Consider the following 22,164-nt stretch of genomic DNA (forward strand, 5'->3'; position numbering starts at 1 on the left):
TGATGAACCTTGCCCGCCACTGCCTGACAGCTGCCGGAGCCGATCCGGACAAGACCGCGCTGGAAGTGGCCGGGCCAGGGGGCGCCATTCAGGAAAGCTGGTCCTATGGTGCGCTGAAAGCTGCCATTCTGTCTGTGGCTGCAGGCCTGTCGCAGGCCGGGCTGGTGCCGGGGGACCGTATTCTTCTGCGCATTGGCCATAGCAGTGATTTTCCGCTGATGTATTTCGGCGCCATTGCCGGCGGATTTGTTCCTGTCCCCACATCCGATCAGCTCAAGGGCCCGGAGACTGCGGGTTTTTTGACGGATAGCGGGGCAAAGCTGGTTCTTCATGACGGCTGCAGCCCACTGCCAGAGGGCCTGGAGGTTCCGGTTCTGGACCCCGATGCGCTTGCGCAGCTCAAGGCCTGTGCACCGGGATCGTTTTTTGAGGCGGATCGCAATGATCCGGCCTTTCTGATTTATACGTCCGGTACAAGCGGAACCCCAAAGGGTGTCCTGCATGCGCACCGGGCTGTCGAGGCCCGGGCCTGTGCCCATGCCGGTTGGCAGGGTCTTGAAGCGGATGACAGGCTTTTGCATGCGGGTGCTTTTAACTGGAGCTATACGCTTACGGTTGGGCTGATGGATCCCTGGATCTGCGGGGCGACAAGCGTGGTCTATCAGGGGCCGCGCGAGCCTGACCTCTGGCCGCAGCTGCTGTCGGCCTCCGGGGCGACAGTCTTTGCCGCCGTTCCAAGCCTTTACCGCCGCATCCTGAAATATGGTGAGGTTTCCAAAAAAGCGTTCCCGCTGCTCCGCCACGGCCTCTCGGCTGGGGAAGCCCTGGCGGAAGGGATTTACCGGGATTGGCGGGACAGGACCGGCCGGGAACTCTATGAAGCCTTCGGAATGAGTGAGGTGTCCACCTTTCTCTCCAGCGGCCCCGGCTTTGCGGTCCGGCCGGGGGCGACTGGCCGGCCGCAACCGGGCCGGACGGTTGCCTTGCTGGCGGCGGAGCTGGACACGCCGCAGCCAGTCGCGCCGGGGGAAACCGGGTTGCTGGCCGTTCACCGGGACGAACCGGGCCTGATGCTTGGTTACTGGAACCGTCCGCAGGACACAGAAGCGGCTTTCCGGGGAGACTGGTTCCTGACCGGTGACCGTATGCGCGCCGATGAGGACGGCTATTACTGGTATGAGGGCCGGGCGGATGACCTGATGAATGCCTTCGGTTACCGGGTGGCCCCGGAAGAGGTGGAGCGCGTTCTGGCAGCGCACGAAGCGGTGCAGGAAGTGGCCGTGACCGAGGTTCCGGCCGCCTCCGGGATCAGCCTGATCACGGCCTTTGTTGTGCCCCGGTCCCCGGACACCTTCCGGCAAGACGAGCTTGCCGCCCATGCGGCCCGTCATTTGGCCGAATACAAGTGCCCGAAAGCCTATCGCCTGCTTGAACAGCTGCCCCGCACGGGCTCCGGCAAAGTGCGCCGCGCTGCCTTAAAGTCCGGATAACCCCCGCTTCAGACTTTTCTCATGCAGAAGTAAGTCTTTGTTAACCCTTGATTAAGGGGAGGGGAGGTAGGCTGATCTGCAACCTGGGGATTTGTTATGGACAGCGCCGGAATTGCCACCAGCTACGCCGCGACCATGCAGGCGCAGACAAGCCAGTCGCTTCAGACAGAAATGCTGAAGATGATGGCGCAGCAGGATGCTGGCTTGGTTGCCCTGCTTCAGGAAGGCGCAGCCAATCTGGAGTCTGTTCAGGCCGCTCCCCCTTCAGGCCTCGGCGGCCAGGTGGACGTGACCGCCTGATCCAGGCTTTTTCTCCGTTCAAAGATTAAGATCCGCTGCTGAATAACGTCGGCATTGCTGGTGTTTGCATCCGGTAAAGCCGTGTTTGTGGGAAGGTGTGGCGGGTCGCGCTCATGCGTATGTGACGGTCTTGATCCTTTGAAATCAGATGCTTCAAGTCAAATATTTAAATTTTTAAGAAAAGTAGACAGAAACTATTTAATTTCTATTTTCTTATTCTGAGAGAAGATTTGAATATTTACGTTTGAAGTCAGATGTTCGGGCAAACTGATAGGGAAAGATTATCCCGAGTTTGGACCCACATGTCAGACGCGATCGCAGGCACAGCATCACAGGTTTTTCAGCCCTCCCTCAGGACACCGCGCACGGAGCAGGTGGCCGAGCAGGCGGAGACTGTGCAGGCCCGCCGCACGGAGGCGGCTGCCGAAACCGTGTCGCTTCAGGCAGATCAGAGTTCGAACCGGGCCGACTACCTGAGTGATCAGGCGGAAAGACTTGCAGAACGGGCGGCCTCGCGCAGCCCGCAAGAAGGCCTTGGACGTCTCGTGGACATCACGGTCTGATCCAGGAGCAGCTGTCCACAAAGGAGTGCGAGAATGGCGAGTGTCTCAGACAGCAGTTCAGCATCTTATGATGTTGCGCGTATCCGCAATGAATTTGCTGTCAATGCGGTGCGTAACCAGGCGGAACAGGAGCAGCAGGTGGCTGTGCGCCTGGAAGAAGCCCAGGAAACAGCAACCCAGGAAGAAGACCGCCGCGAGTCCCGTAAGGTTCCCGGCCTCGGTGAAGCGGTTGACATCACGGTTTAGAGCGGAACGTGCTCACCCGGCCATCACCCGGTTTGTCGGTTGCGCTGGCATGTCTGATGCCTTTCAGCGACAGGCAAATCCGGTGAAACACGATGTGCCCTGAAGGCGGGGCAGGACCAAAAGTCAAAGATGTCACTGTCCAGACTTACGAGCGGGTGCCCGTGCGGGCGCCTGCAATAAGCGCTTTTGCTTCGCCGGAGGCCCATTCGGCAGGGCCGTACATGGTTCCGATCTCACAGCCCTCCGGGCCCACCAGGATCGTGGTCGGCAGGCCGGTGGCGCGGCTGACCTTGCGCAAGTCTTTCAACAATCCGTTTGAGCTGTCCTGATAATAGGTCAGGTTTGACACCCCGATCTCATCCAGAAATGTCTTGGGCTTGTCCGGCCCGCCCCGATCCAGGTTCACTGCGACCACTTCGAATGTGTCATCGCCGAGATCGGCCTGGAGCTGATCCAATGCGGGCATTTCCTTCCGGCACGGGGCGCACCAGGTTGCCCAAAGGTTCAAGAGGATGGTGCGGCCCTTGAAGTCTTCAAGGGTGACGGGGCCGCCGTCAGGGCCTTTGAAGGTCAACCCGGTCAGGTCAAGGGGATGGCTGGCGGGCAGAAAGGCGGCGACCTCTCCCTTGGCAAAAGGTTTGGCGGAAGCGGCAGCCGATAGGGCCACCTGGCAGCTTTGGCCACCGGCGATATTGCCATTTGGGTCAGCGATCACGTATAGAGCCGCTACGGCGGCCACCACGCCTGCAAGCCCTGCGGCAAGGATGCCGCGTCTGGAGCTTTTCGCCGGGTCGGTTGGCTTATTCATTCGTTCACACCTCGCAAGGGGCGCCTTTTTGAAGGACAGGACATGAGCAATCGCATGTGGGGGGGCCGGTTCGCCGAAGGACCGGACGCCATCATGGAAGAAATCAACGCCTCCATCGACTATGACCGGAAGCTATATAAGCAAGACATTGACGGCTCGAAAGCCCATGTGCGCATGCTCGCAGAAAAAGACATCGTTACGCAGGACGATGCCGACAAGATTGTCCAGGGTCTAGACACAATTCTGTCAGAAATCGAAAACGGCACATTCACCTTCTCGCGTGCGCTGGAAGACATTCACATGAATGTGGAAGCGCGCCTGTCGGATCTGATCGGTCCGGCGGCTGGCCGTCTTCATACAGCCCGGTCCCGGAACGATCAGGTGGCGTTGGATTTCCGCCTGTGGGTGCGCGACACGCTGGACACGCTGGATGACCAGCTGAGCGAATTGATGCAAGTGCTTGCGGAAAAGGCGGAAACCCATGCAGGCGACGTCATGCCGGGCTTTACCCACCTGCAATCGGCCCAGCCGGTCACGTTCGGGCACCATCTTCTGGCCTATGTGGAAATGTTTGCCCGCGACCGCAGCCGGGTCCGTGATGCCCGCAAGCGGATGAATGAATGCCCGCTCGGCGCTGCTGCCCTGGCCGGAACCTCCTTCCCGATCGACCGGAAGATGACCGCCGAGGCCCTGGGCTTTGACCGGCCTTCGGCAAACTCGCTCGATGCCGTGTCCGACCGGGATTTTGTTCTTGAAGCTATGGCCGCCGCGTCGATCACCGCCATGCATCTCTCCCGTCTGGCGGAAGAGATTGTCATCTGGTGCTCGGCCCAGTTCGGCTTTGTCAAACTGTCGGACAAGTTTTCTACCGGTTCGTCCATCATGCCACAGAAGAAAAATCCGGACGCGGCCGAACTGGTGCGCGCAAAGTCCGGACGGATCTACGGCTCGCTTCAGGCGCTTCTGGTGATGATGAAGGGCTTGCCGCTCGCCTATTCCAAGGACATGCAGGAAGACAAGGAACAGGCTTTTGACGGGCTGGCCAGCACCTCTCTGGCCCTTGCAGCCATGACCGGCATGGTGCGCGATCTGGAGCCTGTCACCAAGGCCATGAAAAAGGCTGCCGGGTCTGGCTATTCCACGGCAACCGATCTGGCGGACTGGCTGGTGCGGGCGCTGGGCATGCCCTTCCGCGATGCCCACCATGTGACTGGCCGGATTGTCGGTCTGGCGGTTGAAAAGGGGATTGAGCTGCACAAGGTGCCTCTTGAGGACATGCAGGCGGTTGATGCCAAGATCACCCAGGACGTCTTTTCGGTGCTCTCCGTCGACAAATCCGTGCGCAGCCGGACCAGCTATGGTGGCACGTCGCCGGTCAATGTGCGCAAACAGGCGCGGCGCTGGCTGAAGGATCTGGCCAAAGGTTAGGCAATTGTGTGTCAGGGTGCCGAGCGGCCTTGCCGAACGCGCCCTGTCATGCGAGGACAAGGGCCGGAAACGCGATGACTGAAAAGGGCCTTTAACGAATGACGATCCGGTTCAGAACCCTTGCACTGATCAGCCTGTGCCTGACACTGACTTTGGCAGGGTGCGGGCGAAAGGGCGCGCTGGAAGGCCCGGATGTGTCTGCGGCGCCGCAAGGTGCTGCTGCGGACCCGGCCGATGCGCAAGCCACGGCGGCGCCCGAGAGCGAAGACGAGCCCTTTTTTCTCGATTTTCTGATCAACTGACGGCCGCAGGTCTGAACCGGGACAAGGTCCCTGTTGACGCGGCCCTGTTCTGCGAGGCATGACTTGCATCACTTTCACTACAAGAATGGCGTCCTTCACGCTGAAGACGTGGCTGTTGAAGAAATCGCCCGCGACGTTGGCACGCCATTTTACTGCTATTCGACCGCGACGCTGACCCGGCACTACGAAGTGTTCTCGTCCGCGTTTGACGATATTCCCTCGCTGGTCTGCTATGCCATGAAGGCAAATTCCAACCAGGCGGTTCTGGCCACGCTGGCCCGGCTGGGGGCCGGTATGGATGTGGTCTCGGAAGGCGAATTGCGGCGCGCACGGGCAGCTGGCGTTCCGGCCTCCAAGATTGTCTTTTCCGGTGTCGGCAAGACCGAAGCCGAACAGGCTTTTGCGCTGGAAGAAGACATCCTGTGTTTCAATGTGGAATCTGAGCCTGAGCTGCTTCAGCTCTCCCGCGTGGCGCACAGCATGGGGCGGACGGCGCGGGTGTCCATGCGCATCAATCCGGATGTAGATGCCAGGACCCACGCGAAAATTGCCACCGGCAAGGCGGAAAACAAGTTCGGCATTCCCTGGCAGCGGGCCCGCGAGGTCTATGCGGAAGCCGCCAGCCTGCCCGGGATCGAAGTCACCGGGATTGACATGCATATCGGATCCCAGATCACCGAGCTTAAGCCGTTTGATGATGCTTTTGCCCGTCTTGGGGAGCTGATTTCGGACCTGCGCGGCCAGGGCCACACCATCGATCATGTGGATCTCGGCGGGGGGCTGGGCATTCCTTATGTCACGGACAATGATCCGCCGCCCCACCCGGACGCCTATGCGCAGGTGGTGAAAAAGCATGTGCGTGAGCTGGACTGCAAGGTCATGTTCGAGCCGGGCCGGCTGATTGCTGGCAATGCGGGCATTCTGGTCACGAAAGTGATTTACGTAAAAGACGGTGCGGACAAGACCTTCGTGATCGTGGATGGGGCCATGAATGACCTGATCCGGCCAACGCTTTACGAGGCCCATCACGAAGTGCGGCCGGTGCGCGAAGAAGACAGTGGCGCAGAGCGAATCAAGGCTGATATTGTCGGTCCGGTCTGTGAAACCGGCGATTTTCTGGCCCAGAACCGGGATATGGCGAGAGTGGTGAGTGGCGACCTTCTGGCGGTCTATTCGGCCGGAGCCTATGGAGCAGTTCAGTCCAGCACTTATAATTCGCGTTTGCTGATCCCCGAAGTCCTCGTAAATGCTGACCAATTTGCCGTGGTCCGGCCCCGTCCATCCTATGAGGATCTGCTTGAACTGGATGTCCTGCCGGACTGGTTCAACGCTTCGTGACGAAATCAACCCGGAATTAGTCGCTCGACCCTGTTGCCCGATGGCCTCCAATGCCTCACCTTAAAGAATGGTGAGACGATCCTGACCGTGTGGTTTTTTAAAGCTGCGGCCGGATCAGGACCCGGAGGTGCCTTTGAGCCAGCATGACAGCAAGCAGGACCCCGAACGGCTGACAGACCCGACCCTGTCCGGCTGGCAGCGCTTCATCCGGACCCGTCTGGACCGGTTGGTGCGGCACAGCCGGCTGGCGCTCTTTGTGGAGCGGCTCTGGCGGGCGCTGTTGCCTGTGCTTGTTGTCATCGGTCTGTTTGTCGGCCTGTCCTGGCTCGGGCTCTGGCTGGTGCTGCCTGCCTGGGCGGGACCTCTCGGCGTGCTTGCCTTCGCCGGGGCCGCCATCTGGTCGGCGCGGGACCTCTTCCATCTCACGTGGCCCAGCCGGGAGGACGCCCTGCACCGGGTGGAAGAGGCCTCCGGATTTGACCACCGGCCGCTAACAGCGCTGGAAGATGAGCTATCCGCCGGGTCTGACGATCCATCGACCCGGGCCATCTGGGCGCTGCACCAGCGCCGGATGGCAGCCACCGTGGCTGCGATCCGCTCCAAGGGTCCCAATCCCCAAGCGTTTCGCCGAGACCCCTTTGCCTTGCGGGTGGCGGCGGCCTGTGTGCTCGTGATCGGGTTTGCAGCGTCCAGTGGCGACCATTTGGGGCGGCTGGCATCCGCTTTTCAGAACCCGTTCAACACGGTTGAACCGCCAAGCCGGCTGGATGCCTGGGTGACGCCGCCGATCTATACCGGTGAGCCGCCAATCTATCTGACCGGAGAAAGTGCCCAATTGCGTGACCCCGGTGCCCCGGTCACCGTTCCGGAAGGCTCTCTTTTCGTGGTCAGGGCCCAGGGGGCCAAGGACCTCAGCGTGACCTTCAAGGGGGCTGAGGACGAAGAACCGAAGGTGATTGCGCCGGAAACACCCGCCGAAGACACCGATCCGGAGCTGGCGAAACTGCTTCCTGAAGAACGGCGCCTGACGCTTGAGACAACCGGGGCCGTCACTCTCTTGAGCGCCGGTGAGCCGTTCCAGAGCTTTGTTTTTTCGGTGAACCCGGACCATGCGCCGGACATCCGGCTGACGGATGATCCGGAAGAACAGCTCAGCGGCGCGCTGAAATTCTCTTATCTGGTCAATGATGATTATGGGGTTGTTTCCGCCGAAGCGCGGATAACGCCGCTGCCGGATCCGGACCACAAGGACCGGGTGCCCCGGCCGCTGGTGGAGGCGCCGCAGTTTCCACTGTCCCTGCCGCCGCGCTCCGGCACGGCCAAAACGTCTGAGACGATCCGCGACCTGACGTCCCATCCCTGGGCGGGCAGCGAGGTGGATCTGACCTTGCTGGCGCGGGACCAGGCGGGGCAGGAAGGGGTCTCTCCGGCCTACCGCATCACGCTGCCCCAGCGCCGCTTTGCCAAGCCTCTGGCGCGGGCCATCGTGGAACAGCGCCGCACCCTGGCGCTGGACGCCCAGAACCATGACCGGGTGATCATGGCCATGGACGCTCTGATGCTGGCACCTGAAAATTTTGGCTTCAAGCCGCGCAACTATCTGGGCATGCGTTATGCCTATGGCGAACTGGTCGCTGCCGGAAACGACGAGGAGCTGAAAGCGATGCTGCCGCTTCTTTGGGAGCTGGCGCTCTCCATTGAGGACGGGGACCTGTCGGCAGCGGAAAAGAAGCTTCGCGATGCCCAGGAGGCTCTGCGCAAGGCACTGGAGGACGGGGCAAGCGATGAGGAAATTGCCAAGCTCACCCAGGAGCTTCGTGAGGCCCTGAACGAATATATGCAGGCCCTTGCCGAGCAAATGCGTCAGAATCCGCAAGCCATGCAGCCTTTTGACGGCAACCAGCAGACGCTGAACCAGCAGGATTTGAGCGAAATGCTGGACCGGATCGAGGAATTGGCCCGCACCGGATCGCGGGACGCGGCCCGTGAGCTGCTGGCACAGATGCAGCAGATGCTGGAGAACCTGCAAGCCGGGCGTCCGCAGATGATGCCTGAAGGCATGAGCAGTGAAATGATGGAAATGCTCAATCAGCTTGGCGAAATGATCCAGCGCCAGCAGCAGCTGATGGATGAGACACACCGGTTCAATCAGGACCAGCAGCGCCAGCGGGGCAACCAGCAGGGCCAACAGCAACAGGGGCAACAGCAGGGCCAGGGCCAGCAGATGACCCAGGAGCAGCTGCAACAGATGCTCCAGCAGCTTCAGGAGGGCCAGGGCAATTTGGCCCAGCAGTTGCAGGAGCTGATGGATCAGCTGAACCAGAACGGCATGGGACAGAATGAAGCCCTTGGCGATGCAGGTGACTCTATGGGCGAGGCGCAGCAATCCCTCGGTGATGGGCAGGGCCAGCAGGCGCTTGGCCAGCAGGGTGACGCCCTGGACGCGCTGCGCCGGGGGGCCCAAAGCATGACCGAGCAGATGATGGGACAGGGCGAAGGTGCAGGCAGCCCAAATGGCCCCTCACCTCTTGATGAGGACCCGCTTGGTCGTCCGCGCCGCACCGAGGGCCCGGATTTCAACAACCGGGTCAAGATCCCCGACGAAATCGATGTGCAAAGGGCCCGGCGGATTCTGGAAGAGCTGCGCAAGCGCTTTTCGGACCCATCCCGGCCGAAACTGGAGCTGGATTATCTGGAGCGGTTGCTGAAACGCTATTAATCTTGCTAGGCTTTGGAAGGGCCGTTCGGTCCCCGGGGAGGTCATCGGAGGGGCTGCTGCCCTTCGGGTGGTGCTGGCGGCGGCGGCTAATACCAACCTCACTAGATAGGAACCGATCTGACCGTGTTTTGGGACTGTTCGGCAAGGAGCAGGTTGCAGGGCGATATGGTTTATCGTTCAAAACCTGGGACGCAGCTGAACAGTCCCAAAACACGGCCTCGGTGGCCTGCTCCGGCCCGCCGGACTGCGTTGCGCCGCTTGAACGGCCAACCAGGCCGTCCTGCGCAACGCGCCTTGCCGGCCAATCCGGACCAGCGCCATCAGATGGGTTTCTATCTATTGAGGTTGGTATTATCTTCCAACCTATCCCTTTCAGCCCATCCCTTTCAGCTCAGGCGGTGCAGCCCGTTCCGCCGATGGAACATCCAAGTGAAACAGACCTTCAATCCCCCAAGCGTGCGCGCACCTTTCGGCAACTACAATCATGGACTTCTGGTGCCTCCGGGGGCCAGCCTTCTGGTCACTTCCGGCCAGCTGGGCATTGCCGTCGATGACTGCATTCCTCCGGATGTTGCCGGGCAGGCAGAACTGTGTTTTCAGGCCATTGAGGCGATCCTGCGAGAGGCAGGCATGAGCTTTGACGATGTGATCCGGATTTCGGGTTTCGTCACGCGCCGGGAGGATTTTCCCGCCTATATGGCCGTCCGGGACCGGTTCACCGGGCCGGTGAAGCCGGTGTCCACATTGCTTGTGGTGGGAGGCTTCACCCGGGAAGAGTTTCTGGTGGAAGTGGAAGTGACTGCCGCGAAAATCGTCTGATTTTCGTGGATGGACGAAGCGTCAGAAGGCTTCCATTTCGCTTTTGACCTTGCTCAGAAAGGCGGACCGGGTCTCAGGCGTGCAGTTGTTCATGTCGTAATGGGCCAGATATCTTACCGGGGCCCCGATCTTGATCTGGGCCCGGATGACCCGTTTGACGATCTTGCGCGGCGGGTCGCCGACGGCCAATGCCCGCCAGCGGCTGCCGCCATAGGTCATTACGGCACCCAGTTTGCGGATGTGGCGCAGGGTTGGCGTCAAGGATCCGTCCTCGAGATGGAAGGAGACGCCGGGCAGCCAGACCCGGTCAAAATAGCCTTTCAGCATGGCGGGAAAGCCGAAATTCCAAACCGGGGTGACAATCACCAGCCCTTCGGCTTTCAGCAGCCGCTGACAATAGGGATCCACTTTGGCCCGGTTTTGAGGAACGTCATGATAAATGTCCCGGTCTTCGCGCGACAGAACCGGATCGAAACCTTCCGCATAAAGATCGCAGCCGTCGACCTCATGGCCGGCTGCGGCGAGGCTTTCGCAGGTCTGGTGATAAAGAGCCCGGCCGTAGCTGGTGTCCTGGGGGTGAGAGTGCAACACAAGAACCCGCATGACTTAAGCCCCGGCAAAGGATTGCAGCCCCGGAAAGAGATAGGTCTTCCCGGAATTGAAATCGAAATCGGGATTGTCCCAGGCGATCATCTTGCCTGGATTGAGCAACCCTTTGGGATCGGTTTCCTTCTTGAAATCCAGCTGTACCTGGTCGGTCTGCTTCATGCCGCCTTCTTCCAGCGTGTAGCGGTGCGGGTTGAAGATGCGGCAACCATTGTCCTCATGCAGGCGGATGATCTCTTCCAAGCGGTCTTCGCTGGTAAATTTCACCAGCGGCAGGCCGGAACACTGGATCTGCCCGTCAAAGCGGAGGAACTCCAGATGGCCGAAAATTTCGCCGGGGAACATCGCAGTTGATTTGCGCACCAGTTCCACATGGTTCGGGCCGGGATACTGCACCTGCAAATAGGTGAAGGCATTGTCGAATTTCAAAGCCCGCAAGGTGGTGTGGTTCCAGGCCAGCTCATAGGCATGGGGAATGCCCTTCATAGATTCCACTTCATCGGAGCGGAAGCGGATTTCGCCCTTCATCCTCTCGGCAAGCGCCACGACGGAGGACATGGAATGGGGGGCGACCATCAGCACGGTAACGGCCTCGCCATCCTTCAGCCAGGGTTTGTGGCGGGTGAAATAGTCAAACGGGATCGGGGCGGCAATCGGAGCGACTTCCTTTAAAAGCAGGCCGTTGCTGCGGGCCAGCTTGTCGGAAAAGACCACCGCATCCATGAAACTGCCATGGCCGACAATCACATCCACCCAGTCATAGGCCGGGGCGAGCGGCATTTCCACTTCGGTGATGATGCCGTTGGTGCCATAGGCGTGGCTGACCTTTTGGAGGTCCCAAGCCGAGAGGTCCAGCACCCGGGGTTCGGCTTCCATCGTCACGATCCGCAGTCGCAGAATGTTGCCGATATCCCGTAAGCCTCCCCATGTAATCGACCCGACGCCGCCGGAGCCACCGGCAATGAAGCCACCAATGGTGGCTGTTTGCGCCGTTGAAGGATGAAAGCGCAGCTCCTGTCCGGAATGTTCGCGCGTGTACTTGTCCAACTGGGCAATCACGATGCCTGCTTCACACACGACGCGGCCCGGATGAACCTCCTTGACCGCGGTCATGCGGGACATGTCGAGGACAATTCCGCCGGAAAGAGGCATGGCCTGGCCGTAATTGCCGGTTCCGGCGCCGCGCGGGGTCACGGGCACCCCGTGGGCATAGGCGGTCTTCAGAACGCGGATCACCTCTTCCTCGTCCTTCGGGGCGGCGATGAGGTTTCCGGTTACATGCTCCAGCTGCGCCTTCAGGATCGGGGAATACCAGTAGAAATCGCGGCTCTTGGCCTGAACCAGCCGGGGATTGTCTTCCAGGGCGATGCCGTCAAGATCTTCCATGATCTGTTTGTAGTCAGCCATTTTCAGTCTTTCATCAGCGGGTCAAGGTCGCGGTAGTCCGGCAAGCTGCGGTCGATGCCCATGCCATTCCGCATCACGATGCGGTCTGCCTGCGGACGGGATAGAAATTCGCTCCAGCTGCGCGCGTTGAACAGCACCAGATCGGCCCGCTGTCCGGCGGCAATCGTGCCCAGTTCCGGCCGCCCCAGGCAGCGCGCCGGGCTGGTGGTCACCACTCTTGCCGCCTCATCCAGTGGATGGTCCAGATGGAGAATGCGCACCGCTTCACGGAACACTTCCACCATGTCCAGATCGCCATAGGCGTAGAACGGGTCACGTGTGTTGTCGGAGGCAACGGCGGTGCGCACACCGGCGGCTGTGAGTTCATGCAGCAGCGTGACCCCTCTGGAGCGTGGGGTGCGGCGCGGTGCGTCCTGGCTGCCCCGGTCCTGAAGATACATGTTGCACAGGGGCAGGGAGACGACGGAGAGATCCGCCTTGGCCACCCGCTCAATCGTGCGGGCCGCGGAGGCCTCGTCCTGGCGGGCCAGGGAGCAGCAATGGCCCACGGTCACCATGCCGTCAAAGCTGTTGCGCAGTTTCGCCTCGGCAACGCCGAGCAGGGTCAGCACATTTGCATCCTGGGTCTCGTCCACGTGAAGGTCGATGTCCAGATTGTGTTTGGACGCTGCGCGGAAGAGCGTGTCCAGGCGCCGGTCCAGATCCGGCCCCGGCTGGGTTACCCCGCCCAGCAGGCCGCCTGCCCGGGCCACCACATTCACCAGATCGGTGAAATAGACCTCATCGTCCACCGCCTCCAGCGGAAACAGCGCGACGGCTTGAAGCGCGATCCGGCCTTTCCAGGTGGTGCGCATCTGTTCAAACACCTCAAAGGAGATTCGGTGCTGCGGCGCCAGACTGTCCAGATGGGTGCGCAGAAGATTGGTGCCATGGGCATAGGCGCAGCGCAGGGAAAAATCCATGCGGGTTGCCACATCCTCTGCCGACCAGTTGGCCTCCCGGTCCGCACGCACTGCCGACAGGGCCCCGTCGAAGTCCCCGGTGGGATTGGGTTGCCGGTCCCAGATATGGCCCTTGTCGATATGGGTGTGCATGTCGGCAAAGGCGGGCCAGACCATAGCCCGGCCAAGGTCAGGTCCTTCGATCTCCGAAGGGGCAGCTCCGGCTGGCAGGACTGCTTCCAGGGTTCCGTCCGCGATGATCAGATCGGCCAGGGCAAGGCCTTCTTCTGCCCGCGCCTCCAGACCGGGGGCGGTGCACAGGGGCAGGGTCGCGGACCGCAGAACGAAGCGCGGGCTGCGGGGAAGGTCGGTAAACATCAGTTTTCCCGTTTCAGACTGCTTTCATGCCAGCGGTGCAGGCACCACCAGGAAATAAACGACGTGATGGCAAAAATGAGGACGCCGAGGGCCGCCAGAAGGATCAGGGCGGCAAAGAGACGTGCAATATTCATGCGGAACTGCGCTTCCAGAAGCCGGAAGGCGAGCCCTGATCCGGCTCCGGCGGACCCGGCCGCGAATTCGGCAACAACAGCTGCAATCAGCGCCAGCCCGCCGCCGATGCGCAGGCCGGTCATGAAATAGGGCAGAGAGGCGGGCAGCTTCAGATAGACCAGGGTCTGCCAGCGCGAGGCGCCGTAGAGCTCGAACAGGTTCAAAAGGTTATGGTCCACGCTTTTGAGGCCCTGCACCATGTTGGACAGGACCGGGAAGAAGGCGACCACGAAGGCACAGATCAGGAGGGCGACCTGGGTGGAGGGTGCGTAGATCAGGATCAGCGGTGCAATGGCAATGATTGGGGTTACCTGCAGCACGACGGTGATCGGGTAAAGTGCCCTTTCGATCCATTTCGACTGCACCAGCAAGATGGCCATGCCGCCGCCGCCGATCAGGGCCAGCGCCAGCGACACAAGGGTGATTTTGGTGGTCACCCAAAGAGCCGGCAGCAGGATCGGCCAGTCGGTCATGAGCGCCTTGGCCACGCGTTCTGGGCCGGGCAGGATATAGTGGGGGATCTTGTTGACGACGACGGTCACATGCCACAGGACGATCAGGCCGATGATCACCAGAAGCGGCACGGCAAAGGACAGCACCGTTTCCCGCCATCTGGCGAGGCTCTGGGGATCGCGGCCGGACGGTTGGGGCGTGTCCATCTGATCAGTGTCCTTCTTCGCCCATGGCTTCCAGCAGCATTCTGGAAACCTGTTCGCAGGTGCTGCGGTATTCTTCGGAGGTCCGGTAAAGCGCATCGCGCTCCAGACTGGTATGGAGCGGGAAATCCGCATGGACCCGGCCTGGACGGGCCTTCATGACCACGATGCGGTTGGCCAGATAGGCCGATTCATAGACCGAGTGGGTCACGAAGATCACCGAAATGCCGGTGGTTTTCCAAAGGGTGAGCACATCGTCATTGAGTTTCTGGCGGGTGATTTCATCAAGCGCTGCAAACGGCTCATCCATGAGCAGGAGCTTGGGTTTGGTCACCAGGGCCCGGGCGATGGAAACGCGCATTTTCATCCCGCCGGACAGTTCCCGGGGATAGGCCTTGGCGAAATCTTCAAGGCCGACGCTTTCCAGGGCCGACAGGATTGGCGTTTCGGCAGCTTTCTTGCTCATGCCCTTAAGGCGCAGCGGCAGATAGACATTGCCGAACACGGTCTGCCAGGGCATCAAGGTGGGCTCCTGAAAGACGAAGCTGATATCCCCGTCCGGCAGACCTTTGGAATTGATGCGGAAGCTTGGCCAGTCGATGCTGCCATCCGAGACACCGCCGAGCCCGGCGATAATTCTCAGAGCGGTGGACTTGCCGCAGCCGGACGGGCCGAGCAGGCTGATGAATTCGCCGGTCTTGACGGTAAGGGACATGCCGGAGAGGGCGACCGTGCCGTTGGAAAAGACTTTCGAGACCTTTTCCATTGCAACGAGCGGACGATGGCCGGATGCGGCCGTCTTGTTGGTGTCGCCCAGTTCAGTGCTGACCATGATATTCCCGGAAATTTATGAAGAGGGCTCCGCCCGGGCGGGCGGAGCCCTGGGGCAAAGCAAGCAGGGCTTACTTTTTCAGATCCAGACCGACGCCCTTGCAGACGAATTGGGTCGTGTAGGATTGCTTGTAGTCCAGACCGGCGTCAACCACGCCAATGGCAGCAAGCGTGTCGAAGAAGGTCTTGAAATGGGCATCAGTCATGCAGCCAATACCCTGCTCCAGCGCGTCGCCGGAATCCACAATGCCGTATTCCTTCATCTTGGCGAGGGAATAGGCGAGCTGGCCGTCGGTCATGTCCGGATTGTCTATTTTGATCAGATCGTTGGCGGCACTGTTATCGCCATAAAGGTAATTGTACCAGCCTTCGATAGACGCGCTGACAAAGCGCTGAACCAGATCCGGGTTCTCGTCGACAAGCGCCTTTTTCGTGGTGATCAAGGTGGAATAGGGGGTCCAGCCTTCATCGGCGAGCAGGAAGACTTTCGGAGCCCAGCCCGCATCTTTTTCGATCTTGTAGGGCTCGGAGGTCAGGTAGCCCTGCTGGGCGGACTTCGGGTCGATGATGAAGGGCGCCGGGTTGAAGGTGTAGGGCTTGAACTGGGCGTCGGAGAAGCCCTTGAAGTTCTTCTTCATCCATTCGAAATAGGTGATGTAGCCGTCCTTGCCCATGTAGATGGTATCCAGCTTGGCAAGGTCGTCGAATGTTTCGATGCCCTGGTCCGGATGGGCCAGCAGCACCTGCGGGTCCTTCTGGAAGATACTGGCGACATTGATCAGTGGAATGCCTTCCTTCACATAGTCGAAGCCCTTCAGGGTGCCGCCCATGTAGAAGTCGATCTTGCCGGAGATCAGCAGGGCGTCATTGGCCGCTTGCGGCCCGCCGGGCACAATCGTGACTTTCAGGCCGTATTTCTCGTAAGTGCCGTCGGCAACCGCCTGGTAGAACCCGCCATGTTCGGCCTGGGCCAGCCAGTTGGTGCCATAGGAGACCTCGTCCAGTGCGAGGGCCTGAGATGTTGCGCCGAGGCCAAAAAGACCCGCCGCAAACAGTGCTTCCAAAGTACGTCTGAGTTTCATGTTGTGTCCCCTCTCAAGGCGCCAGCTTGAAAACATTTGGAAATTCAGGGTATTTGAGCTTTGTGAGCGTATATTGAAAAGCATCAAAATTAGCCAACACCGCTGCCCAAAAGTCATCGGTCGGAAATTTGGTGGTGATTTCATCATCATGCGCAAGAAAGAGGCGGTTCAAATGCTGCATTCCCGAAAGCTGACTTATCTTGACGAGATTGCGCGCTGCGGCTCGATCCGTAAAGCCGCCGAGCGCCTGAATGTGTCCTCGTCTGCCATCAACCGGCAAATCCTCGCCTTGGAAGAGGAATTCGGCAGCCCGCTTTTTGAACGTTTGCCGCGTGGTTTGCGGCTGACTGCCGCAGGGGAGCTTTGCGTTGAACATGTGCGCGATGTGCTGAAGGACTATTCGAGGCTTGAAACGCGCATCCGGGCCCTCAAGATGCCCCAGGCCGGCCAGGTCTCGATGGTGACCACGGTCGGCCTTGCCTCCGGCCCGCTGCCCGGGATCATCGCGGACTATATCAAGGAGCATCCGCGGGTTCACATCAAGCTGCGCAGCGATGCGGGCACCACCACGATCACGCCGGTGCTGACAGGAGAGGCGGATATCGGCCTGGGCTTCAACATTTCAGCAACGCCGGGTATCCGCACTCTGGCCACATTCGACATCCCGATTGGGGCCGTGCTGCCGCCGGACCATGCCCTGGCCCGGGAAAGCGGTCCGGTGGACCTGGCCGATATTGTTCAAGAGCGTCTGGTTCTGGCGCAGACGGGTACCAGTTTGCGCGATGTGATCAATCTTGTCCTGTCGAGCCTGCCCGTGCCGATCGAACCGGTTCTGGAAACCAATTCCTCCGAGACCCTGCGCCAGCTTGTGCGCCGGGGCATTGGGGTCAGCCTGCTCAATCCGCTGGATGTGATTGCCGAATGCCGCCGGGGAGAGCTGGTGTTCCGGCCGCTGAAGGGCCACCGCACCCACCATCAGCCCATGAAACTGATCACCCGGGCCCGCACCACCATGGACGCGGCCACAAGCATGTTCATCGAAGTTTTGTTGCAGGACCTGGCGGATCTGGTCGAAGATTTGAAACAGGACGGCAAGCTGCCGGTGTCCTGAGTTCAGCTGGCTGGACCGGTCGCCGCAGCAATTGTTCCGGACAGGGGTCGCTGATCAGTCCGGCCGGTACAGCGCGCTGAGCGGATAGGCGGCTAGATCCTGCATCAGGCCAATGAACTCTTTGGCCTGGTGCTGCGCAATGGCTTTGCCCTTTTCAGCCGTGCCTTTGGAAGCATCTCCCACCACTCCGGCCGGATTGAGATCATGGGCGATCCAGGCCAGCGAATGGGGGGGGAGGGGCTGCAGATAGGCTGAGCTGCGTGCCATGTCTTCTGCCCGGGACACGAAATTGTCCGCCTTGTCCATTTTCACAAGCTCGGGCCGGAAATGCAGCATCAGGGAGGTTTCGACCTCGCCGCCATGGATTCCGAAGCGGGCCTCGTGGCTGGAGATCATGCCTTCGGGGTGGCCGAACCGGCCCCATTGGGTACTGACAACGGCCATGTCGCGGCGGACCCGCAATTCCCGGGCAACAATGCTCATCACATCCGTGTTGCCGCCATGGGAATTGACGATCACCATCTTGCGCACCCCGGCTTCAGCCACTTTTTCGCCAATGGCGGTCCAGCAGCGGATCAGCAGGTCCGCATCCAGGGACAGGGTGCCCGGCCCGTATTTGTGTTCATTGGCCTTGCCGATTTCCTGAAGCGGCAGAACAAGGCTGGCCAGATCCGCTGGACGCTGGCGGCGCACTTCGTCCAGCATCCCCTGTGCAATCGCCACGTCGGTGGCGATGGGCAGATGCGGCCCGTGCTGTTCGGTGGAGGCGATGGGCAGAACCGCGACCGTCCGGTCCGGGTCGAGTGCCGCAAAATCATAGGTGGTCAACTCGTTCCAGAAAAAGGGGGTCGTCACGGTGCATCTCCCGGTCATGCATTTGTCCTTAGCAGGGGTAGGAGACGCAGCGTCCGTTGAGAAGCATCAATATGTGGCTGGTGCGATGCTTTTTTGAGTGCGCTTCCGGGGGCGGTCAGGCGCCGGTCGGAAACAAACAGGCAAAATAAATGAGGTCAGGCGGCCGGAAGAAAGGCAGGGGCCGTGCACTTTTTCACTTCGGAACGCGGCCCATATCAGGCGTAGCGGCGGGTGTCCTGCGGCAGCTCTCCGGCGATGGCATGGCGCACGGCCTTGCGGATATCGGCCAGGGAAAACGGCTTGGTGATGACATCATGCACCAGGGCATCCAGGCCATTGGCCCGTTCGCGCTGATCGGCAAAACCGGTCATCAGGAGGATCGGCATTTTCGGATAGTCGCGCGCTGTGTGAAGCGCCAGGGCAATCCCGTCCATGACCGGCATCTTGATGTCAGATACCAGCAGCTCGAAGGCACCTTTTTCCCGCGTCAGGACTTCGACAGCTTCGCCGCCATCTTCAGCCACTTCCACACAATGCCCGTCGAGTTCAAGGGCACGCCGCACGAAGCTGCGAACCGCTTCATCATCTTCTGTCAGAAGAATGCGAGCCATGCTCAACCTCCCGTCCCGTCGTCAGCCGCTGCCTCGTCCCCGGAAGCAACGACATATCCAATAAAGGGCAACTGCCGCCAAGCGTGGCCCATATCCATACCGTATCCGACGACAAACTTATCAGGACAGGCAAATCCCACATAATCTGCAGATATGGCAGCTTTGCGGCGCTCCGGTTTGTCGAGCAAGGCTGCGATCTTAACGGAGCGGGCTCCCCGGTCCATCAGCCGCTCCTTGGCAAAGGAAAGTGTGCGGCCGGATTCCAGGATATCATCCACCAAAATGATATCGCGGTCGTTAACGTCACTTTCGACATCGCGCAAAACACGGATGGTGTCTGATCCTTCCGTGCCGGCGCCGTAGGAAGACAGGTGCATGAACTCCATTTCGGGCTCCAGGCCGCTGCGGTGCATGGCACGCACAAGGTCGGCCGCGAAAATGAAACTGCCTTTCAGAACCGCGACCACCAGAAGGTTCTGGGGTTTGCCTTCCGCGATTTCAGCGGCAAGTGCGGCCACGCGGGTGGCAATGGCATCTTCATCAAAAAGGGTGCGGATATCGGCTGTCATATTCACTCGAGTACTATTTGGCGCTGGCCGCGGTCGGTGAAGCGGACCTGAATGTCGAACGCCCCGTCGGGCGGATCTGCAAGAATGGTTCGGAACCGGGTTTCGTCAAATCCGTTAAGCGCCTTTGTACGGGGTTCCACGGTCCAGGCATAGACCTCCTGGTGATCGGCATTGCGGATGGACAGCCTGACGGCCGGGACGGGGTTGGACTGGTCTTCAAGATTGCGGATCGATCCTTCCACCACCAGAACGCTCTTGCCGTCTTCCAGCTCGGAGAATGTGCGCAAATTGTGGAACTCCAGGCCGCGCAGATTAACGTCGAAGCCGACCATTTCAAACAGGCTGGCCAGATCGGGAAACTGTTTGACCATGGTGTCGCGCAGCAGCACAAAAGAGCCGACCGCCGACAGGGCTGCAACAAACACCAGAATGCCGACCACCCGCCGGTAATTGCGGCGGAACATCCAGTTCAGGAGCGCGCCGATATGGTTGCGGCGGAACTTGTCCGGATTGACGGTGATTTTCGGCCGTTTTGCATGGCTCTCGATATCGGCCGGCGGCTCGGCCGGGCTGTCGTCTTCAGCCAGATCTGCTGAAAACTGCTCTTCGTCCTTGCGCGTGGCTGTGTTGGCGCCGGTGGAGGCGAATGCGGCCTCGTCATCTGACGGACTGTCCTCCGGTGCCGTTTCTTCCGGAAACGCGGCCACGTCGCCATCGGCGGCCGCATCGGCAGCCCATTCGGCCTCATCCGTCGCGGCCTCTTCTGTGTCGGCTTCGTCCTTGGGGGAGGGCTCGCTTGCGGGCGCTTCAAAGCTTGCCGTCTCCTCCTTGCCTTCATCGGGGGAGACGAACCATCGGCTGCCGCATTTGGCACATTTCACACTGCGTCCTTCAGGGCCGACGGCCTCGGCCTTGATCTCATAGGACGTACTGCAGTCCGGACATGTGATCTTCATGAGCGAAGACCTTTCGCCATGGCTTGCTCGCGCGCTATTGTCTTGTGACCGACGGGTCGAAACCGGCATCAAGCGTTGGACAAGTGCCGACAATTCCTGAGACAGGCTTTCAGGCCTCTAATGGACCTTTATATGATTAATGCAGCGTTAACGGCGTGATGATAGCACCGGTCCATCAACAGGAGACAAATTCGTGATCCGCTTCGAAAATGTCGGATTGAGATACGGCATGGGGCCGGAGATTCTGCGAGACCTGAGTTTTCAGATCGAGCCGCAGTCGTTTCAGTTCCTGACCGGACCCTCCGGAGCGGGCAAAACCAGCCTGATCCGCCTCCTGTTCATGTCGCTTCAGCCCACGCGCGGCCTTATCAAGGTGTTCAACCGTGACCTGAGCGTGATCGAAAAGCAGGAGCTGCCGCAACTGCGCCGCAAGATTGGTGTGGTGTTTCAGGACTTCCGGCTTCTGGACCATCTGACGACCTATGAAAATGTGGCCTTGCCGCTCAGGGTGGTCGGCAAGATGGAAGGGGAATACCGTTCCGATGTGATCGACCTGCTGAAATGGGTCGGTCTTGGCGAGCGCATGCATGTTTTGCCTCCGGTGCTTTCAGGCGGGGAAAAGCAACGCGCCGCGATTGCCCGCGCCCTGATCACGCGGCCCGAAGTGCTGCTGGCGGATGAGCCGACAGGCAATGTGGACCCGCCCCTGGCGCGGCGCCTGTTGCGTCTGTTCATCGAATTGAACAAACTCGGCACGTCCGTGGTCATCGCAACCCACGATATTGCCTTGCTGGAACAGGTGGATGCTAGGCGAATGGTGCTTGCGGATGGCCGCCTTTCCATTTTCGACTAGAAGACGGATCTGACTTTTGCAAAATACCCGCTTCTGCACATGCTGGCGGCAGACCATGATCGGGCAGCATAATGGCCAGGACAGATATGGATAATGACAAGCGGGCGCCCGTGGTGACCGTCAAACCGCCCAGGCGCCGCGATCCGGTCGTCAAGCGGCCGAAAAAACCAGCCGGGCCGAAACCGCAGCCCAAAGGATCGCCGGACGAGGCCAAGCTGCGGCCCGCTGCGGCTATTGTGCCGCCCCAGTCGGTGGCCGGCCGGGCGCTGACCCTTGTTGTAGCGATCATGAGCTTTCTGGCCTGCCTGACGGTCGGTGCCCTCTCCGTCGTCTGGGACGCGGCCGATGCCTGGCAGAACGATCTTGTGCGGGAAATCACGATCCAGATCCGGCCGACCGAAGGGGTCGATATGCTCCGGGAAATCGACAAGGCGGTGGCCCTGGTTCAGGAATTTCCGGGTGTTGGCTCGGTCCGGGCTCTCTCGGACCGCGACACCAAGGCGCTGCTGGAGCCCTGGCTTGGTGAAGGGTTTGAGCTGGACGGTCTGCCGGTGCCAAGACTGATCCAGATTTCGGTGCGTGATCCCCAGCTTCTCAATCTGCCCCAGCTCCGGGCGGCCGTGTCCCGCCAGGTGACCGGGGCGAGTGTCGACGATCATTCCATCTGGACCGCCCGCCTGTCGGCCATGGCCGGTGCGGTGGTCGCAGGTGGTGTCGTGATCATGTTCCTGATGCTGGGCTCCATGGTGCTGAGCGTTGTCTTTGCCACCCAGTCGGCCATGGCGGGCAACAAGGACGTGGTCTCAGTGCTGCACTTTGTCGGCGCCGAGGACAGTTTCATCGCCCGGGAATTCCAGCGGCACTTTCTGCTGCTGGGCCTGAAGGGCGGCGTTTCCGGCGGGGTTGCCGCTATTGTGTGTTTCGTGCTGCTGGATGTCTTTACCCGCGAGGGCACCGGACAGGCGGGAACCGACCAGCTGTCGGCCCTGTTCGGATCCGTTTCCGTCAGCCTGGCGGGCTATTTTGGCGTGTTCGCAGTTGTGTTCCTGGTTGCAATCCTGACCGCACTGACGTCCGGCCTTGCGGTCAAGGCCCATCTTGCGAAAGTGGATTGATTTCTG

General features: G+C 60.4%; 24 protein-coding genes. 12 read left to right on the forward strand and 12 right to left on the reverse strand.

Going from position 1 to position 22,164, the window contains the following annotated elements:
* Positions 1-2 precede the first annotated feature (2 nt).
* The 4 genes from ACXAH0_RS06515 to ACXAH0_RS06530 all read left to right on the forward strand — a co-directional run bounded on the left by ACXAH0_RS06515 (position 3) and on the right by ACXAH0_RS06530 (position 2,599).
* Positions 3-1,490 (forward strand): class I adenylate-forming enzyme family protein, encoded by a 1,488-nt coding sequence (locus tag ACXAH0_RS06515; protein ID WP_475189826.1) that lies wholly within the window; start codon positions 3-5, stop codon positions 1,488-1,490.
* Positions 1,491-1,586: 96 nt separating this feature from the next.
* Complete coding sequence (locus ACXAH0_RS06520; protein WP_475180893.1) at positions 1,587-1,790, forward strand: hypothetical protein; 204 nt, start codon at positions 1,587-1,589, stop codon at positions 1,788-1,790.
* Positions 1,791-2,092: 302 nt separating this feature from the next.
* A complete protein-coding gene (locus ACXAH0_RS06525; protein WP_475180898.1) occupies positions 2,093-2,353 on the forward strand; it encodes a hypothetical protein in 261 nt (86 codons plus the stop codon).
* Positions 2,354-2,386: 33 nt separating this feature from the next.
* On the forward strand, positions 2,387-2,599 hold the full coding sequence (locus ACXAH0_RS06530) for a hypothetical protein (protein ID WP_475189828.1): 213 nt from the start codon (positions 2,387-2,389) through the stop codon (positions 2,597-2,599).
* Between the two features lie 145 nt (positions 2,600-2,744).
* On the opposite strand, the gene tlpA is transcribed toward ACXAH0_RS06530, so the two are convergent.
* On the reverse strand, positions 2,745-3,407 hold the full coding sequence (gene tlpA, locus ACXAH0_RS06535; protein ID WP_475180906.1) for a thiol:disulfide interchange protein TlpA: 663 nt from the start codon (positions 3,405-3,407) through the stop codon (positions 2,745-2,747).
* 42 nt (positions 3,408-3,449) lie between these two features.
* Here tlpA and argH point away from each other — a divergent pair, with 42 nt between their 5' ends.
* The 5 genes from argH (at position 3,450) to ACXAH0_RS06560 (ending at position 10,013) form a co-directional block, all read left to right on the forward strand.
* Positions 3,450-4,835, forward strand: a complete 1,386-nt coding sequence (argH, locus tag ACXAH0_RS06540) for an argininosuccinate lyase (protein WP_475180909.1) — start codon at positions 3,450-3,452, stop codon at positions 4,833-4,835.
* 98 nt (positions 4,836-4,933) lie between these two features.
* Positions 4,934-5,137 carry an LPS translocon maturation chaperone LptM gene (lptM, locus tag ACXAH0_RS06545; protein ID WP_475189830.1) on the forward strand — a complete coding sequence of 68 codons (204 nt, stop codon included), beginning with the start codon at positions 4,934-4,936 and terminating at the stop codon, positions 5,135-5,137.
* A gap of 63 nt (positions 5,138-5,200) precedes the next feature.
* Entirely contained in the window at positions 5,201-6,475 is a 1,275-nt protein-coding gene (lysA, locus tag ACXAH0_RS06550; protein ID WP_475189832.1) for a diaminopimelate decarboxylase, read from the forward strand.
* A 127-nt stretch (positions 6,476-6,602) separates the two neighbouring features.
* Positions 6,603-9,194: a TIGR02302 family protein gene (locus tag ACXAH0_RS06555; protein WP_475189834.1), complete on the forward strand. Its 2,592-nt coding sequence runs from the start codon at positions 6,603-6,605 to the stop codon at positions 9,192-9,194.
* 429 nt (positions 9,195-9,623) lie between these two features.
* The gene (locus ACXAH0_RS06560) at positions 9,624-10,013 is read left to right on the forward strand and encodes a RidA family protein (protein WP_475180929.1); all 390 of its coding nucleotides are present in this window, start codon (positions 9,624-9,626) and stop codon (positions 10,011-10,013) included.
* A gap of 21 nt (positions 10,014-10,034) precedes the next feature.
* Here the strand turns inward: ACXAH0_RS06560 and ACXAH0_RS06565 are convergent, their stop codons facing one another.
* The 7 genes from ACXAH0_RS06565 to ACXAH0_RS06595 all read right to left on the reverse strand — a co-directional run bounded on the left by ACXAH0_RS06565 (position 10,035) and on the right by ACXAH0_RS06595 (position 16,260).
* Positions 10,035-10,616, reverse strand: coding sequence for an NAD(P)H-dependent oxidoreductase (locus tag ACXAH0_RS06565; protein WP_475189836.1), 582 nt, complete (start codon positions 10,614-10,616; stop codon positions 10,035-10,037).
* A gap of 3 nt (positions 10,617-10,619) precedes the next feature.
* Entirely contained in the window at positions 10,620-12,026 is a 1,407-nt protein-coding gene (locus ACXAH0_RS06570; protein WP_475189838.1) for an FAD-binding oxidoreductase, read from the reverse strand.
* 2 nt (positions 12,027-12,028) lie between these two features.
* The gene (locus ACXAH0_RS06575; RefSeq protein ID WP_475189841.1) at positions 12,029-13,345 is read right to left on the reverse strand and encodes a cytosine deaminase; all 1,317 of its coding nucleotides are present in this window, start codon (positions 13,343-13,345) and stop codon (positions 12,029-12,031) included.
* Positions 13,345-14,178 (reverse strand): ABC transporter permease, encoded by an 834-nt coding sequence (locus tag ACXAH0_RS06580; protein ID WP_475180948.1) that lies wholly within the window; start codon positions 14,176-14,178, stop codon positions 13,345-13,347. The genes ACXAH0_RS06575 and ACXAH0_RS06580 overlap by 1 nt, the downstream gene beginning before the upstream one ends.
* A gap of 4 nt (positions 14,179-14,182) precedes the next feature.
* Complete coding sequence (locus tag ACXAH0_RS06585) at positions 14,183-15,007, reverse strand: ABC transporter ATP-binding protein (RefSeq protein WP_475189843.1); 825 nt, start codon at positions 15,005-15,007, stop codon at positions 14,183-14,185.
* A 70-nt stretch (positions 15,008-15,077) separates the two neighbouring features.
* Positions 15,078-16,088 carry an ABC transporter substrate-binding protein gene (locus ACXAH0_RS06590; RefSeq protein WP_475180958.1) on the reverse strand — a complete coding sequence of 337 codons (1,011 nt, stop codon included), beginning with the start codon at positions 16,086-16,088 and terminating at the stop codon, positions 15,078-15,080.
* 13 nt (positions 16,089-16,101) lie between these two features.
* The gene (locus tag ACXAH0_RS06595) at positions 16,102-16,260 is read right to left on the reverse strand and encodes a hypothetical protein (protein WP_475180961.1); all 159 of its coding nucleotides are present in this window, start codon (positions 16,258-16,260) and stop codon (positions 16,102-16,104) included.
* Here ACXAH0_RS06595 and ACXAH0_RS06600 point away from each other — a divergent pair, their 5' ends adjacent.
* The gene (locus tag ACXAH0_RS06600) at positions 16,261-17,199 is read left to right on the forward strand and encodes a LysR family transcriptional regulator (protein ID WP_475180966.1); all 939 of its coding nucleotides are present in this window, start codon (positions 16,261-16,263) and stop codon (positions 17,197-17,199) included.
* 54 nt (positions 17,200-17,253) lie between these two features.
* On the opposite strand, the gene ACXAH0_RS06605 is transcribed toward ACXAH0_RS06600, so the two are convergent.
* From ACXAH0_RS06605 to ACXAH0_RS06620, 4 genes are all read right to left on the reverse strand, one after another.
* The gene (locus ACXAH0_RS06605) at positions 17,254-18,054 is read right to left on the reverse strand and encodes a creatininase family protein (RefSeq protein ID WP_475189844.1); all 801 of its coding nucleotides are present in this window, start codon (positions 18,052-18,054) and stop codon (positions 17,254-17,256) included.
* A 215-nt stretch (positions 18,055-18,269) separates the two neighbouring features.
* On the reverse strand, positions 18,270-18,665 hold the full coding sequence (locus ACXAH0_RS06610; RefSeq protein WP_475180976.1) for a response regulator: 396 nt from the start codon (positions 18,663-18,665) through the stop codon (positions 18,270-18,272).
* Between the two features lie 2 nt (positions 18,666-18,667).
* Positions 18,668-19,234: a hypoxanthine phosphoribosyltransferase gene (hpt, locus tag ACXAH0_RS06615; protein WP_475180978.1), complete on the reverse strand. Its 567-nt coding sequence runs from the start codon at positions 19,232-19,234 to the stop codon at positions 18,668-18,670.
* Between the two features lie 2 nt (positions 19,235-19,236).
* Positions 19,237-20,190: a zinc-ribbon domain-containing protein gene (locus ACXAH0_RS06620; protein ID WP_475189846.1), complete on the reverse strand. Its 954-nt coding sequence runs from the start codon at positions 20,188-20,190 to the stop codon at positions 19,237-19,239.
* Positions 20,191-20,383: 193 nt separating this feature from the next.
* On the opposite strand from ACXAH0_RS06620, the gene ftsE reads away from it, so the two are divergent.
* Both ftsE and ACXAH0_RS06630 read left to right on the forward strand, forming a co-directional pair.
* The gene (ftsE, locus tag ACXAH0_RS06625) at positions 20,384-21,043 is read left to right on the forward strand and encodes a cell division ATP-binding protein FtsE (RefSeq protein WP_475180987.1); all 660 of its coding nucleotides are present in this window, start codon (positions 20,384-20,386) and stop codon (positions 21,041-21,043) included.
* Between the two features lie 86 nt (positions 21,044-21,129).
* A complete protein-coding gene (locus ACXAH0_RS06630; protein WP_475189847.1) occupies positions 21,130-22,158 on the forward strand; it encodes a cell division protein FtsX in 1,029 nt (342 codons plus the stop codon).
* The last annotated feature ends 6 nt before the right edge of the window (positions 22,159-22,164 follow it).

This window comes from Roseibium sp. AWQ4_290 (genome assembly GCF_056160985.1).

Coding starts and splice junctions, on each gene's coding strand:
- ACXAH0_RS06515 (WP_475189826.1), top strand. CDS start 3: ATGAACCTTGCCCGCCACTGCCTGACAGCTGCCGGAGCCGATCCGGAC.
- ACXAH0_RS06520 (WP_475180893.1), top strand. CDS start 1,587: ATGGACAGCGCCGGAATTGCCACCAGCTACGCCGCGACCATGCAGGCG.
- ACXAH0_RS06525 (WP_475180898.1), top strand. CDS start 2,093: ATGTCAGACGCGATCGCAGGCACAGCATCACAGGTTTTTCAGCCCTCC.
- ACXAH0_RS06530 (WP_475189828.1), top strand. CDS start 2,387: ATGGCGAGTGTCTCAGACAGCAGTTCAGCATCTTATGATGTTGCGCGT.
- tlpA (WP_475180906.1), bottom strand. CDS start 3,407: ATGAATAAGCCAACCGACCCGGCGAAAAGCTCCAGACGCGGCATCCTT.
- argH (WP_475180909.1), top strand. CDS start 3,450: ATGAGCAATCGCATGTGGGGGGGCCGGTTCGCCGAAGGACCGGACGCC.
- lptM (WP_475189830.1), top strand. CDS start 4,934: ATGACGATCCGGTTCAGAACCCTTGCACTGATCAGCCTGTGCCTGACA.
- ACXAH0_RS06565 (WP_475189836.1), bottom strand. CDS start 10,616: ATGCGGGTTCTTGTGTTGCACTCTCACCCCCAGGACACCAGCTACGGC.
- ACXAH0_RS06570 (WP_475189838.1), bottom strand. CDS start 12,026: ATGGCTGACTACAAACAGATCATGGAAGATCTTGACGGCATCGCCCTG.
- ACXAH0_RS06575 (WP_475189841.1), bottom strand. CDS start 13,345: ATGTTTACCGACCTTCCCCGCAGCCCGCGCTTCGTTCTGCGGTCCGCG.
- ACXAH0_RS06580 (WP_475180948.1), bottom strand. CDS start 14,178: ATGGACACGCCCCAACCGTCCGGCCGCGATCCCCAGAGCCTCGCCAGA.
- ACXAH0_RS06585 (WP_475189843.1), bottom strand. CDS start 15,007: ATGGTCAGCACTGAACTGGGCGACACCAACAAGACGGCCGCATCCGGC.
- ACXAH0_RS06590 (WP_475180958.1), bottom strand. CDS start 16,088: ATGAAACTCAGACGTACTTTGGAAGCACTGTTTGCGGCGGGTCTTTTT.
- ACXAH0_RS06600 (WP_475180966.1), top strand. CDS start 16,261: ATGCTGCATTCCCGAAAGCTGACTTATCTTGACGAGATTGCGCGCTGC.
- ACXAH0_RS06610 (WP_475180976.1), bottom strand. CDS start 18,665: ATGGCTCGCATTCTTCTGACAGAAGATGATGAAGCGGTTCGCAGCTTC.
- hpt (WP_475180978.1), bottom strand. CDS start 19,234: ATGACAGCCGATATCCGCACCCTTTTTGATGAAGATGCCATTGCCACC.
- ACXAH0_RS06620 (WP_475189846.1), bottom strand. CDS start 20,190: ATGAAGATCACATGTCCGGACTGCAGTACGTCCTATGAGATCAAGGCC.
- ACXAH0_RS06630 (WP_475189847.1), top strand. CDS start 21,130: ATGGATAATGACAAGCGGGCGCCCGTGGTGACCGTCAAACCGCCCAGG.